The 13,685-nt window shown below is 53.1% G+C and carries 9 protein-coding genes; 4 read left to right on the top strand and 5 right to left on the bottom strand.

Annotated features, from left to right (window positions below; all coding sequences use genetic code 11):
* Positions 1-10: 10 nt before the first annotated feature.
* Complete coding sequence (locus tag NFC81_RS05680; RefSeq protein ID WP_304996561.1) at positions 11-1,396, bottom strand: DEAD/DEAH box helicase; 1,386 nt, start codon at positions 1,394-1,396, stop codon at positions 11-13.
* Between the two features lie 385 nt (positions 1,397-1,781).
* Between NFC81_RS05680 and NFC81_RS05675 the strand changes: the two genes are divergently transcribed.
* Both NFC81_RS05675 and NFC81_RS05670 read left to right on the top strand, forming a co-directional pair.
* The gene (locus NFC81_RS05675) at positions 1,782-2,324 is read left to right on the top strand and encodes a DUF1566 domain-containing protein (RefSeq protein ID WP_304996560.1); all 543 of its coding nucleotides are present in this window, start codon (positions 1,782-1,784) and stop codon (positions 2,322-2,324) included.
* 179 nt (positions 2,325-2,503) lie between these two features.
* On the top strand, positions 2,504-4,063 hold the full coding sequence (locus tag NFC81_RS05670; RefSeq protein WP_304996559.1) for a methyl-accepting chemotaxis protein: 1,560 nt from the start codon (positions 2,504-2,506) through the stop codon (positions 4,061-4,063).
* 1 nt (position 4,064) lies between these two features.
* Here NFC81_RS05670 and NFC81_RS05665 read toward each other — a convergent pair whose 3' ends face one another.
* Positions 4,065-4,940, bottom strand: coding sequence for a LysR family transcriptional regulator (locus NFC81_RS05665; RefSeq protein WP_304996558.1), 876 nt, complete (start codon positions 4,938-4,940; stop codon positions 4,065-4,067).
* Positions 4,941-5,036: 96 nt separating this feature from the next.
* Here NFC81_RS05665 and metE point away from each other — a divergent pair, with 96 nt between their 5' ends.
* Positions 5,037-7,376: a 5-methyltetrahydropteroyltriglutamate--homocysteine S-methyltransferase gene (metE, locus tag NFC81_RS05660; RefSeq protein ID WP_304996557.1), complete on the top strand. Its 2,340-nt coding sequence runs from the start codon at positions 5,037-5,039 to the stop codon at positions 7,374-7,376.
* On the opposite strand, the gene NFC81_RS05655 is transcribed toward metE, so the two are convergent.
* Genes NFC81_RS05655 through traF form a run of 3 tightly spaced genes read right to left on the bottom strand, consistent with a single transcriptional unit; the run spans position 7,366 to position 11,551 of the window.
* Positions 7,366-8,535, bottom strand: a complete 1,170-nt coding sequence (locus NFC81_RS05655) for a patatin-like phospholipase family protein (RefSeq protein ID WP_304996556.1) — start codon at positions 8,533-8,535, stop codon at positions 7,366-7,368. The two genes, metE and NFC81_RS05655, sit on opposite strands and share 11 nt — an antisense overlap.
* 54 nt (positions 8,536-8,589) lie before the next feature.
* On the bottom strand, positions 8,590-10,158 hold the full coding sequence (locus NFC81_RS05650; RefSeq protein ID WP_304996555.1) for a hypothetical protein: 1,569 nt from the start codon (positions 10,156-10,158) through the stop codon (positions 8,590-8,592).
* 19 nt (positions 10,159-10,177) lie between these two features.
* Positions 10,178-11,551: a conjugal transfer protein TraF gene (gene traF, locus NFC81_RS05645; protein ID WP_304996554.1), complete on the bottom strand. Its 1,374-nt coding sequence runs from the start codon at positions 11,549-11,551 to the stop codon at positions 10,178-10,180.
* Between the two features lie 244 nt (positions 11,552-11,795).
* On the opposite strand from traF, the gene NFC81_RS05640 reads away from it, so the two are divergent.
* A complete protein-coding gene (locus NFC81_RS05640) occupies positions 11,796-13,571 on the top strand; it encodes a GGDEF domain-containing protein (protein ID WP_304996553.1) in 1,776 nt (591 codons plus the stop codon).
* Positions 13,572-13,685: the final 114 nt, after the last annotated feature.

Raw genomic sequence — 13,685 nt, 5'->3', positions numbered from 1 at the left:
GGTTGACGGTTTAAGCTGAACGGCGCTGTTGCTGTGGGCGACGGGCACCCGAATTGCCATTGCCAGCATTACCACTACCTGAACCGGGCTTACGTGGACCACGATTTCCACCCGGTGCACCGCTGCTACCATTGCGGGCAGGACGTGCATCATTGCGGCGCTGACCTTGGCGCTGGCCCTGTCCACCAGCGTTGCCCGTTGGCGGCTTTTTGGCTTTGCGCGGGGCATTGCCCGGGCGTGGTGTCGGCGAATCCGGCACTACGTGCTGTGCTTCGAAACCTTCCACTTCTTCGCGCTTCAGTACGCGCTGAATCAGGTGTTCAATGCCTTTCAAATCGTCAAATTCATCGGCACTGACCAGTGAATAGGCTTTACCCGTGGCTCCAGCACGACCGGTACGACCGATGCGGTGTACATAATCTTCGGCTACGTTTGGCAGGTCAAAGTTCACCACTTGCGGGAGCTGAGCGATGTCGATACCGCGCGCGGCGATATCCGTAGCCACCAAGGTAGACACCTTACCTGACTTGAAATCGGCCAACGCTTTGGTACGTGCGCCTTGGCTTTTATTACCATGGATAGCGGCGGCTTTGATGCCGTCTTTTTCCAGCAAGGTCACCAATTTGTTAGCGCCGTGCTTGGTGCGCGAGAACACCAATACCTGGCTCCACTGACGGTCTTTAATCAGGTGGCTCAGCAAGGCAGGCTTTTGTTTTTTGTCCACTGGGAAAACCATTTGCTCAACGGTAACCGCCGTTGAGTTACGTGGACTGACGTCGATTTCCAGCGGGTCATTCAAGATGCCACGTGCCAACGTGCGAATGTCGCCCGAGAACGTCGCCGAGAACAGGAGGTTCTGACGCTTCTGTGGCAACACTTTAAGAATGCGCTTGATGTCGTGGATAAAGCCCATGTCCAGCATACGGTCGGCTTCATCGAGTACCAGAACTTCCAGATCACGGAAGTGCAATGCTTTTTGATTGAACAGATCGAGCAGGCGACCCGGGGTTGCGACCAAGATGTCGGCGCCCTTACGCATGCGCATCATTTGCGGGTTGATACCCACGCCGCCAAACACCACGGCAGAACTCAGTGGTAAGTGCTTACCGTAAGTATGCACACTTTCCTGCACCTGTGCGGCCAATTCACGCGTCGGTGTTAATACGAGTGCACGCACACTGTTGGACTTGGCGCGTTCGCCTTGCGACAACAGTTGCAACAAAGGCAGGGTAAAACCTGCGGTTTTACCCGTACCCGTTTGCGCAGCAGCCATGACATCGCGGCCTTTTAGAACAGCAGGAATGGCTTGCGCTTGAATGGGGGATGCTGTGGTGTAACCTTTTTCACGTACAGCAGACAACAGGCTTTCTGACAAGCCGAGGGAATCAAAGGACATATTTTTCTCAACAGATGACGAGTATACGAAGCGAAAGCGTGTTGCTTGCGGCTTCAGTGGGGTCCGCACGGATACGGATTACTGTACTCGGCGGTAGGATTTCGCGCGGAGTGTACAGCAATTGAGCACCACAAGCCACTTTTCATTCTCACCCCAGTATTGAGAAACACTCCTTAATAGTGCGCCGATGCACCGTATTGATACAAAAAATAAAGGTAAGCTCAGCCGTTTTCTGCTATTTCTTTCGTTCTGAACTCGCGCAAACCGCTGAGGATCACAATGCTGGCCGACTTGGCCGCAGATTAGACAGTGGCACAGTATTTGTAGTGAGTCAGAGATCTACCCACTCATCATAATTATAAAATGACCGGAGTCATTACCTATCATGCACAGACATCATCGCAGAAAGCTGTTGTTCGCCCTCGCTGGCAGCCTGATCATCCCGTTCGCCGCCGCCCAAGAATCCCTTTTTTGTACCTACCCTGGAAATCCACGAAACCCCGACACCACGTACTTGCTTAATATGGACGGTACTGTAGTCGATCAACGGACCGCGCTGATGTGGGACCGGTGTGCTTGGGGTCAACAAGGCAACGAATGCTCCGGGACAGCAGCATCCTTCAACTGGAGCCAAATGCGCAATGCCGTAGAAACCGCAAATGCGCAAGCGTACAAGGGTTTCAACGACTGGCGTATGCCGAACTTAGACGAGCTAAAGTCTCTGGTTGAAAGCTGTCGGATGCGACCCGCCATCAATACCAATGTCTTTCCCAACACACCATCCAACTGGTTTTGGTCCATGCCAGCCATCGCCACTGAAGCGGAAGATACCGCCGGGGTCTACTTCTTCGACGGTTACGGATACGGCTATGGCCATCGCAACAACCAAGGCTATGGTCGCGTGCGGCTGGTACGAAACGCACAGTAGCCACAGTAAGGCCACCGGGTAGAAGTATTCCAGTGGCCTTTCATCGTCTCGTTAGACTTTAGTCTATGCCTGCATATACCGCTCTCAAACACTGATACTATTTGCCGCAATTACAATTAAAAATTAGCGCCTACCGCTGTTCACAAGGGTTGTGCTTCTCGAGACGCGGAGTACCCGAAATGACCAGAAATACTCTGATTATTGCATCGGCTTTACTGATTATCGTCCTTCTCCAGTTGGCGTTCGTCTTCACGGCATTGCCCGTGCTGCTGCTGGCGGCTCTAACCCCCATCGTCGCTGCGCTGGCTTTTTGGCTGCTGCTGTCATCGTCGGCCATCACTGTTGATGACACAACAGAGTCCGCCGATTTACTGTCGACGGCCTTACCTACGGTGACCGAGGCGACGTCGAAAATGGCCATTGGTGCCGCCGAAGTGTCCTTCCTGATCGACGGACTCAATAAAGATATTGGCAGCAGTGGCGAACAAGCCGAGCACATTGTCACTGCCAGTGAGCGCTTAACGCACGCCAGCCTGGCCATGCGCAACAACTTAGGCACCATCACCCACACCTTGCAAACGACCGCCAGCGCTGCCAGCTCGTCGTTCAGTGGACTGCAGTCGGGCGTTGCCGACATGTCCACGCTCGCCGGTGAAATTGGCCGTGCTGCCGAAAGCCTTAACGCATTGAATGAACGCACTGAAAAGATCGAACAGGTCACCGAAGTCATCAACGGCGTTGCCGAACAAACCAACTTACTGGCGTTGAACGCAGCCATAGAAGCGGCGCGTGCCGGTGAGCAGGGCCGCGGGTTCGCCGTGGTTGCGGATGAAGTGCGAGCTTTAGCTGCAAAAACGGCCGCTGCCACGGGCAATATCGCAGAAATGCTGCGTGCTATTCGCAGTCAATCACAAGAAACCGCCAGTGCAATGTCTGGGTTGGTAGGCCTCAGCGAAGAAGTCAGCTCACAGCTGACAGAACTGGTCGCTCATTTTAAAACCATCACCGAGGAAGTGTCGGCCACCTCTGATGCCATTGCTGAAGTCAATCAAGCAGGTACGGACGTTAACGACACCAGCTTGACCATCAGCGAAGCGATTCAGAACATCAGCCAAGCGCTGCACAATACGGAAAAACGTGGCACCTCGGTGGCTAACCAAGCCACTCAGGTATCGGAAGAGACAGAGACGATCTATCGCGCCCTGTCAGAATTTGATCGAGAAACCTTCTACAGCGCCATTTTGAACGAAGCAAACAGTGCAGCGTCCGCCATTGCAGAGCTGCTGGAGGATCTGGTTGAGCGCGGCGAACTCACCACCCAGCAACTCTTTTCTGTGGACTACCAACCGATTGCAAACACCAGCCCGCAGAAATACAGCACATCCTATGATAGCTTAACCGATCGACTGTTTCCGGCCATTCAAGAGCCCATTCTGACGCGCCATAGCAACGCACTTTATGCCGGTGCCGTGGACCGGAATGGCTACTTCCCAACACATAACAAGAAGTTCAGTCAGCCGTTAACCGGCGACTTCGACCGTGACCTGTTACACAACCGTACTAAGCGTATTTTCAACGACCGTACCGGTAGTCGCTGTGGCAGCAACACAGAGCATATGCTGTTGCAGACGTACAAGCGCGATACCGGTGAAGTACTGCACGACCTGTCGGTACCCATTATTGTGAACGGAAAACACTGGGGCGGCTTCCGCATCGGCTTCAAACGGGCTGATGATTGATTCAGCTAGGCGCCTGTACAAAATCGGCTAAGTAATCGATGCCGGCATCCGCCGCGCGGTAAACCAAATACAGAGTTTTTGCCACGCCTTCATCACCGAGTTGCAAATGCTTGATCGGGTATTCCTGCTGGTAACGTTTAGCCAACCAGTCGGGCAGTGTGCAAACGCCCCGGTTAGCGGCCACCAGTTGAATCATGATATCCATGGCTTCAATTTCTTGATGCGCGCGCGGTTCTAACCCCGCAGGTAGCAAGAACTGAGTGAACACATCCAGCCGCTCGCGTGCCACAGGAAAGGTAATGAGGTGCTCGCGACAGAGTTGATTGGGCGTCACCGTCCTTTCTGCCGCCAACGCATGCTGGTCTGGCACCACCAAACGCAATTCATAATTAAAGACCGGCACATGGTGCAGATGGTCTTTGAGCACCGGATCACTGGTGATGAGCACATCAATCTGATGTTGTTCTAAGGCTTCTAAACCATTGAAACGAAAGCGCTGAATCACATCCAAATCCACTTCCGGCCAACGTTGCAAATAAAGCTGCACGACCGTTAACAACCACTCGTAGCAGGGGTGGCATTCCATACCAATACGCAACCGACCGCGCCGCCCCTCTCCGTATGCGCGCAACGTCGCTTCTGCCTGCTCCAACTGAGGCAACAAACTTTGGCTCACGCGCAACAGGTGCTCACCAGCTTGAGTAAGTCGCAGCCCTCTTCCCTGCTTTTCCCACAAAGGTGTATTCAGTTGGTCTTCTAACTTTTTAATGGAATGCGACAAAGCAGATTGGGTAAGAAACAGCGCATTGGCCGCCTCACTGAGCGTGCCCTTTTCGTGTAAGGCCTGCAAAATTTCCAGATGAATACGCTGAATCATTAATATCACTCACCAATCAAGTAGTAATGATCATTTTTTCTCATATTTCATTGCTTGTAAAGTGCCCTCCATCAACACACAGAATGGAGTTCACTGATGGCCCGACTACATAACCTTGGTTTTCCGCGCATTGGCGCCCACCGAGAACTTAAATTTGCCCAAGAGTCTTACTGGAAAGGCGAGTCTTCCGCCGAATCATTGCAATTAACCGCATCGACCTTGCGCAAGCGCAATCTGACGCTGCAGAACGACCTTGGGTTAGACTGGATTCCGGTCGGCGACTTCTCGCTGTACGACCAAGTGCTGGATACCAGTTTCTTGCTTGGCCACCTGCCGCGCCGGTTCCGACACGAACAAGACATCCCGACGCTTGACCAATATTTCCGCGTTGCGCGTGGACGCTCGCGTCAGGGTGCACCGGTGGCTGCTGGTGAAATGACCAAGTGGTTTGACACCAACTATCATTACATCGTTCCAGAGTTCGAGGCGGACACTAGGTTCACCCTGAATGCCGAAAAACTACTGAACGAAGCGCAAGAAGCGGCCGACCTGGGCATCCCTTTCAAACCGGTTGTTTTGGGGCCGTTGAGCTATCTGTTTTTAGGAAAAGAGAAAGATAACGGTATAAATAAGCTGGACCTGCTCGACCAGCTTTTGCCCATTTATGCAGCCCTATTGGCCCGTCTAAGCGAAGCCGGTGCGCAGTGGGTGCAATTGGATGAGCCTATTCTGGCGTTGGACTTGGACGCCACATGGCAACGCGCTTTCCAACAGGCTTACAGCACGCTGGCTGAATCTAGCGAGGCGTTGCCGCGCATTTTGCTGGCAACCTACTTCGGCGCCCTGCAAGACAACTTGCCCTTGGCGCTCGGACTGCCGGTTCAAGGCCTGCATTTGGACGCCGTGCGCGGGAAATCTGAAGTGCCGCATGCATTGGCTGAATGGCCCAACGACAAGGTGCTGTCGCTTGGTGTCATAGACGGGCGCAACATTTGGCGCACTGACTTGAACGACGTGTTGAGTTGGTTGGAGCCGATACACGCTCAACTGGGTGAGCGCCTGTGGGTAGCGCCGTCTTGCTCACTGTTGCATGTACCGGTAACGCTGAACGACGAGAATCAGCTCGACCCGGAGCTTAAGTCGTGGCTGAGTTTCGCCGAACAAAAGCTGCAAGAACTGGCGCTGCTTGGGCGTGCTTTGAACGAAGGGCGTGCCGCAGTGCAGGCTGAATTGGATGCTAATGCCGAGGTGATCAACAGTCGTCGTACGTCAGATCGCGTAACGCGTACAACTGTTCAGCAGCGCCTGCAAGGCTTAACCAAGTCGCTGTTTGAGCGCCAATCACCTTACGTCGTACGGGCGGAACTGCAGCGTGAGCGCTTCCGACTGCCAGCCTACCCAACCACCACCATTGGGTCTTTTCCCCAGACGCCTGATATTCGGCAAGCACGACGCCGTTTGCGTGCTGGCGAGATTGATAGCGTCACTTACGAACAAGAGATGAAGACTCAAATCACACTGGCCGTGCGCGAGCAAGAAGACTATGAACTCGACGTACTGGTACACGGCGAGGCCGAGCGCAATGACATGGTGGAGTACTTTGGCGAGCAGTTGGACGGCTATGCCTTCACCCGTTTCGGCTGGGTACAGTCGTACGGCAGTCGTTGCGTGAAACCACCGTTTATTTACGGCGACGTAGCGCGTCCACAGGCGATGACGGTGGCATGGAGCGCTTTTGCACAGTCGTTAACCGACAAGCCCATGAAAGGCATGCTGACCGGCCCAATTACCATGCTGCAATGGGCGTTTGTGCGCGACGATCAACCGCGCCAAGTGACCGCACAACAAATCGCGCTGGCCTTGCGTGATGAGGTGGAGGATTTGGAAGCGGCAGGTATTGGCATGATCCAAGTGGATGAGCCCGCCTTCCGTGAAGGATTGCCATTGAGACGAGGTGATTGGGCGCACTATTTGGCGTGGTCTGTTCAGGCGTTTCGTTTGTCCACCGCCGGTGTACGCGACGACACCCAGATTCATACGCACATGTGCTATTCGGAGTTCAACGACATCATGGCCGCCATAGCAGACTTGGATGCCGACGTGATCACCATTGAGACGTCGCGCTCGGACATGGAGTTATTGGACGCGTTCAATGACTTCGCATACCCGAATGAAATTGGACCGGGGGTTTATGACATCCACAGCCCGAATGAACCGGCGGTGGAGCGCATGGTCAAACTGATGCAACTCGCGGCGGAGCGCATTCCTGCCGAGCGCTTGTGGGTCAACCCGGACTGCGGCTTGAAAACACGGCAGTGGGACGAAGTGCGCCACGCCCTGCGCAACATGGTGGAGGCTGCAAAACAATTACGGGTCGGAACAGCGCAGCCCACATTCGATCAGGGGGCTGACCTCCGACAAGAAACTACGGCCTGATAAAAGGCGAAATGACCGTGTCCCAAGGCGCATCGCTCTGGGCACGGTCAAAACCGAACTGTTCAATGCGCTCCATCCAAGCTCGGTTAAACAACTCGGTGGCACCCGGTTCCGTCGCCATGGTGGACGGAATACCGGTGTGGTGCACGCGCATGGTTAAGCCCGGCACGTCATAGCTCACTGCTAACGCCAAACTCTCTAAGCGTTCCAACACCTGCGGTTGCTGTGCCCAAAACATCGCCCAACGGCTGCGATCGCTCAGTGCTCGACGTTTGCTCGGCTGCAAGGCCACCATGTCCATGTGCGTCCAGAGGTTCAGAATGACCCACACACGCACTTCAACGTTCTCTGTAACGCCTCGCTCAGCCAATAGTTCGGCCAATTGGCGATACTCGCCTAGGCCATACAACACCAACATATTCGACACCACACCGCCATCGACATGCAGATGGTTATCGATCATACGGGGTGGAAAGATACCCGGAATGGCGGTGCTGGCGTAAAAGCGGTCATGCATGCCGGAGAGGTCGCTGCAATCACCCATTTGCGTGTTGATATCCCACGCCCGGCCGGTGGCGAGGTCTAAGTTAGTGGTGCCAATGAACAACTGGCGACCTTCAGCAAAAATGGGCTGCAAGTTCTGGCAGTGCTCTGTATCAACGACTTCGGCAATGGTCGCTTCGTAGTCACGTGTGTTCACCAGGCCACCTGTAGGCCGCAACCAAAACCACCAGTCCAGCGTGGGCGCAAAGCTGTCAGCGGCGTTGCGAAACAATCCGGCACCACGCGCAAGGTCTGCAGGATCATTAAACGCCACGAAAGGTACTTGTAATGCACCGGTACTGATCCCGGCAATGATGTCGAATTCGGGCATCGGAAAATCAGCGTTCTGCTGCCAGCCGCGCATAAACCCCATGCCATAGGCGCCGTTTTGTCCGCCGCCAGACAACATCAAGATATCAATCTGTGCAGCGTTCTGAGCGGCTACGCGGTCCGCCAAGGTGACCAGCGACTGCGCAATTACACGCTCTTGCTGCGCGTTTTCGCCCGGCGCGGCCTTTACCAGATCGTCAATACTGCGCTCCGTGCGCGATACAGACGCGCAGGCGCTGATGAGAGCAGCCGTCAGCACAACGGTTGCAGTGATAAATACTCGCACAGGTGTCTCCTTGATAAATGACGTCCTATATGGAAATAAAAAAGCCTACTCGCCTTAAGGTTCCAGCGCGGCAACAAAGTCCGGATTATTGAACAATACGCGACACTCGTCTCTGTTTCTTGGTCTAGCTCGCGCCGAGTTGTTTGGCCCAGATGTATTCAGAAAGGTTGCTGCGTCCGCTTCATACGTATAATCCTTAACCTCGTCCTCATCGAGAATGCTCTGCTCCACTGTTTCGCGGAAAAAATCTTCATCATCAACTGAAGTAAATATGCGCAATAAACTTTCCCTCGCCACGATAGGACCAAGGTAATCTTCAAGCTCGATCCAGCTATTAACATTCAACGGCTTGGACCATGTACCTCTAAAATACCGCACATCATCGTCATCATCGCCCAATCTCACGCAGGTTGACATAGGGCCACTGGTGTCTGTGGTTTTTCCATCGATATAGCGCACAAATATCTCGGTATCACCGCCGTCTTCAAACCCAATCACCAAGTAGTTACCTTGCCACGGAAAAGGCAGGGTACCCAGTGTGTTGTCACTTACTGCAATATTGGCAGTAGCACCGCCGATTAACGCTGTGGCAATACGTGGCAAATCAAACTCACGATCAGCTACAGGATTAAACTCAACGACCAAGCCGTCAAAAATGGAAGGGGTAATCGTTGCTACCGCACCGCCGTTATTATTTCGCACAGCGGTACGCGCAACGATGTACATGACCTCCGCAGCCAGTACACCTGCCTCTCGCACGTCGTCGTTCGCTGGCGGTATCTGCGCGAGTTCATTGTAAATGGCAACCAATGCTTCAAAGGCGTCAACCGCCACAGTTCGTCGTGTTTGCAATACGTCATCAGCAAACAGGTCGGCAAATACTTCGATGTCCGTCGCCGTAAAGTCCAATGGCTGAATATCATTTTCGGCGATGTATGCAGCTATGGCACGCACTAGGGTCAACTGGTTTTTAGATCGCACGTCTGAACTGGCGTCTCCTCGCATGTCTGACAGCAAATGTTGCAACGCCTGCAACAAATTGGCATTCGCCAACAACTCCATGTGTGCCACTGAGGTAGGGGCAGAAAAATCTTCCCTGAGGTCGTTCATCCCCAGATCAAAAGCAGCCAGAATCGCTGTCCGGTCGGACTGAGCATCAACGGCTGCAAGCAACGATGTATAGGGTGACAATAAAAGTGGCGTTGAAGAACGGCTGGATGATTGCTGTAATGTGCTGCGCAGCGCCATCGTTCCGCGCAACCGCTCCCCAGTTACCAAATCGCGCCCACCACGGGCGCGAATGACGACGCCTTCTTGGCTGCTGCCGTGACGCAGACAATACCGAAACTCGAATGCGCTGCTGGGCAAGGCACAGTAGTTCATGCCCGTCAGTGGGTTGTAACTGTAGTAGCCATCCCCGTCAGTGTATGCACGTGGCTCACCGGAGTCCCGGTCATTGTTATTGTTGAGGTCGACCCACACCGTCGCTCCGGCAATACGCCCGTCGACCACCAAACCGTTTAACCCAACGCGACTGTCGACACCGCTTCCGTCTTGCGGGTCGCAGGCCACCAGCATCATGGATGCCAGCGTTAAGTACAAAGTTCGAAGAATGTCTTTCATGCTCAAATCCTCCGCCCTTTTAAAATGCTACGTTGAGTGACACCGACGCCGACGCAGTGCGAAAGGCATTGGCTTGCTCAATGGTGTCGCCATTGCGCAGATCTTCAAAGTTCGCGGCCATTGCACCATCAAGCTGCAGCACATTAAACAGTGTGAGACCCAGGCCAAATTCCACAAATTCCATATCCTGCAGATCCACCTGCACGCCAGCGCGCGCTTTCGGCCAATACCATGCATCGGGCACCAGCATGATACCCGCGGTTACTACCTGACTACGCTCACCGAAAATATCGATGGCAGGCCACAAATCTGCCGATCCTCCGACAACCACCTCATAACCGTAGTTGTCAAAATAGCGCGCAGCATCAACGGTTACCCGTGGTTCGAGGCGATGTTCTTCTTCCAAAGTTATTTTCCCGACTGCAGCAAAGTATTCCGCATTAAAACAGGCAGTTTGCTGGCTCTCATTGGAGATAGCTGCGCAGTCGCCACCCAGAGCGTTATAGTTCAGACGCGGTCGATTGACGTTATAGGCGGTCACCCCAACATGCCCTTCGCGGCGCTGGAAAAGCACCCCAATATCAACCGTTGCAGTAACCTGTAGGTCAGGTGACAGAGCACTTTCCAGCAATTCACGTTGCAGTTCGTCGACATAGCCATTCTCTGTCTCGGCTAGCTCGGTGACCGGAATGACCTGCTTGTAGAGATCCCCCACAATGATGTTGGTCCGCGCGCCAACGATTGTACGAGCACCCAGTATGTTCATCTCGGGAAACGGCTGCGCATAGCTGAAGCTGAAGTTAAACAGTTGCGCTTTTTTCAGATAAACCGAAGACAGCGTTTCTATGGCACCAATAGGATCAAAGTCATCATCATCGAGGTCATCTGCCTCGGCATCAATGGTCAGAGGTGCATATAACACAGAGCCTCGAGCGGAGGTCATTGCTGACACGCTGAACGCGATGGGGCCGTTCAATGCAATGAACTTTAACTGCAGAGGGGTCATCGGCATGTTCAATACAACTCCGCCTTCAGCGTAAAACTGGTCGTCCAAATTACGCAATCCGACGTTCAAGACCTCTTCCATCTGTTCTATTCCGTCGTCCTCAAAGTCGGCATCGCTCAGCACCGAGAGGACATCATCAGCGAAGCGCAAGGTTTCACCAGCCCCTCTAGCGCTGACGTAGAACGAAGTATCCAGCACACTAAAGCGTGCCTCATTAGTATTCATAAAACTCATAGCCGGATTGTATCGTCCTGAACTCGCCAAATGCGGGTGACTCATGCCAGGAACACTGACATTCGACCCCGATGGGACATACAGTTGATTAGAGGCTACACCATGCGCAGACGCCAGCAACAGCGCTCCGCCCAAGACGACCAAGTTCCTCATACGTTACCGCTCCGTTACCGCCCAGAGGCTATCCTCTGCTTTGTGCATACCTTTAGTCTAGTTTAAGGCCACGGCCATTAGCTAATATTTACCGACGATTGCTCATGGTTAATCGATATATGCAGTCTTCACGCCATCTTAACCGCGTAAGAGCAATCTTCAACCAGCGATTGGAATTGCCATGCATTTGTGTCGGAAACGTCTACTATGTGTTGAATGGGTATGGAATTTGGCAGTTCAAATTATGACACTTGTGTTTCGAGCATTGGTCACATCGATTTTAGCCATGGCTATGGCGTGCTCGGTGTACGCGCAGCACCCTATCTCAACCATTATTAAACAACCCAGTGTCGATCTCAGTACGGAGTGGCAATACCGTTGGGGTGATTCTCCACTGGACAGCCAAGGCTTACCGCTATGGATCACCGAACCGGATGAGACCGCGTGGAGACCCATCGATTTTCCCAGCAACCCACCGGGTCGCCAAGGCCGCACAAACGCCTGGTTCAAGGCCCAGTTGCCAGACAATCAGTGGCGTGATCCTGCTCTGTACATATACAGCATCGACCTCATTGCCGAATTCTATTTAGATAACGAACTGATCTACCGTTACGGTACCTTTGATGAAAACGGTCAAGGTCGATTCATTGGGTGGCCTTGGCACATCATTCTGTTACCTGAAGACTTTGCGGGAAGAACCCTCTACGTTCGTACCTATTCGGATTACCCCGACATTGGGTTGTGGGGTGAGATCATTCTGGGACCACACATCGTGCACCTGCAAAGAATGGTTAAGGCTGATGCGTCCAGCCTGTTTATCGGTGCCATGCTGATACTGGTCGGCTTGTTCTCTGGGATATTCTGGCTGGCTAATCGAAGCATGCTGACCAATCTATACTTGTCCATGTTCGCCTTTTGCCTAGCGGCGGTGGTACTGCACCAAGCACAACTGAAACAATTGCTGTTTTTTGCTCCTTTACGATGGGAAATCGTTGGTGCACTCGCCTACTGTGCGTTGGTTATCCCGCTCGCCGGCTACGTCGAACAGTTCAGTGGGCGTGGCTGGCGACATTCTCTGGTGATATTAAAATGGGGTGTAACTGCCTTAGTGGCAGTGTCTGCCCTGCTGTCCATCACCGACGTTGTCAGTATTGCCAATCTTTATCCAGTCTTCGATGTAACCCTGGTTATCAGCTTGTTGATCATTGCCGCGCATGTTGTGCACAGCATTGTGCAAGGCAATGTCCAAGCGCGCGTCGTATTCGCAGGGTTATGCATCCTTGGCGGTTTTTGGTTCTATGACATGGCGACAGCACATGGTTTTTTACCCTGGGACCGACAGCGCACCGAGTGGGGGGCGTTAATCTTTGTTTTGATTTTGTCGGTGCTGTCTTTCCGAGTGTTTATTAACCTGCAACGCCAACTCATCGACTTAACACAAATTCTAGAAGCCAAGGTCACCGAACGCACCATTGAACTAGCTCGACGCAACGATGATCTGTCACATGCCAACCAACAACTGCACAGTTTAGCCACCACAGACCCGCTGACGGAGCTCTACAATCGGCGACACTTTTTCGATTGCGTGGCAGTAGAAATCAAGCGCACTCGGCGTACCAATATGCCCTTATCAATGTTGGTTATGGATGCCGACAACTTTAAGGACATCAATGATACGTACGGCCATGCAACGGGAGACCGAGTCTTACAAGACGCTGCCAGCATTTGCCGTTCAGTTGTACGAGACACCGATATATTCGGCCGTATCGGAGGGGAGGAATTCGCCGTTTGCCTACCGGAAACCGATGAGTTAGGTGCGAAAGGCTTGGCAGAACGGGTACTCAATGCCCTACGCAGCACACCTATTCACTTCCAAGACAATACGATTAACTTAACCATGAGCATCGGCATTGCCACCTTGGCGGTGACCGATCACGACGTCGATACGCTGTATCAGCGTGCCGACGCGGCGATGTATGATGCGAAGCATCATGGTCGTGATGGCATTGCCATACGCTAAAGGAAGCACCTAAAAACCTCCTTTTCTCAAGCTGGCGTTGTTAGAAATGCTCTCAAAATGCTCGTTTACGCCCAGTAAACTGCGCTTTTTCGTGCATTTTTGCCTACCCAGCTT

This window comes from Salinispirillum sp. LH 10-3-1, from assembly GCF_030643825.1.
Taxonomy (GTDB): domain Bacteria; phylum Pseudomonadota; class Gammaproteobacteria; order Pseudomonadales; family Natronospirillaceae; genus Salinispirillum.
The sequence above is the reverse complement of the archived record's forward strand: the minus strand, read 5'-3'. Positions and strand labels throughout refer to the sequence as shown.

Coding starts and splice junctions, on each gene's coding strand:
- metE (WP_304996557.1), top strand. CDS start 5,037: ATGGCCCGACTACATAACCTTGGTTTTCCGCGCATTGGCGCCCACCGA.
- NFC81_RS05670 (WP_304996559.1), top strand. CDS start 2,504: ATGACCAGAAATACTCTGATTATTGCATCGGCTTTACTGATTATCGTC.
- NFC81_RS05680 (WP_304996561.1), bottom strand. CDS start 1,396: ATGTCCTTTGATTCCCTCGGCTTGTCAGAAAGCCTGTTGTCTGCTGTA.
- NFC81_RS05665 (WP_304996558.1), bottom strand. CDS start 4,940: ATGATTCAGCGTATTCATCTGGAAATTTTGCAGGCCTTACACGAAAAG.
- NFC81_RS05675 (WP_304996560.1), top strand. CDS start 1,782: ATGCACAGACATCATCGCAGAAAGCTGTTGTTCGCCCTCGCTGGCAGC.
- NFC81_RS05640 (WP_304996553.1), top strand. CDS start 11,796: ATGACACTTGTGTTTCGAGCATTGGTCACATCGATTTTAGCCATGGCT.
- NFC81_RS05650 (WP_304996555.1), bottom strand. CDS start 10,158: ATGAAAGACATTCTTCGAACTTTGTACTTAACGCTGGCATCCATGATG.
- traF (WP_304996554.1), bottom strand. CDS start 11,551: ATGAGGAACTTGGTCGTCTTGGGCGGAGCGCTGTTGCTGGCGTCTGCG.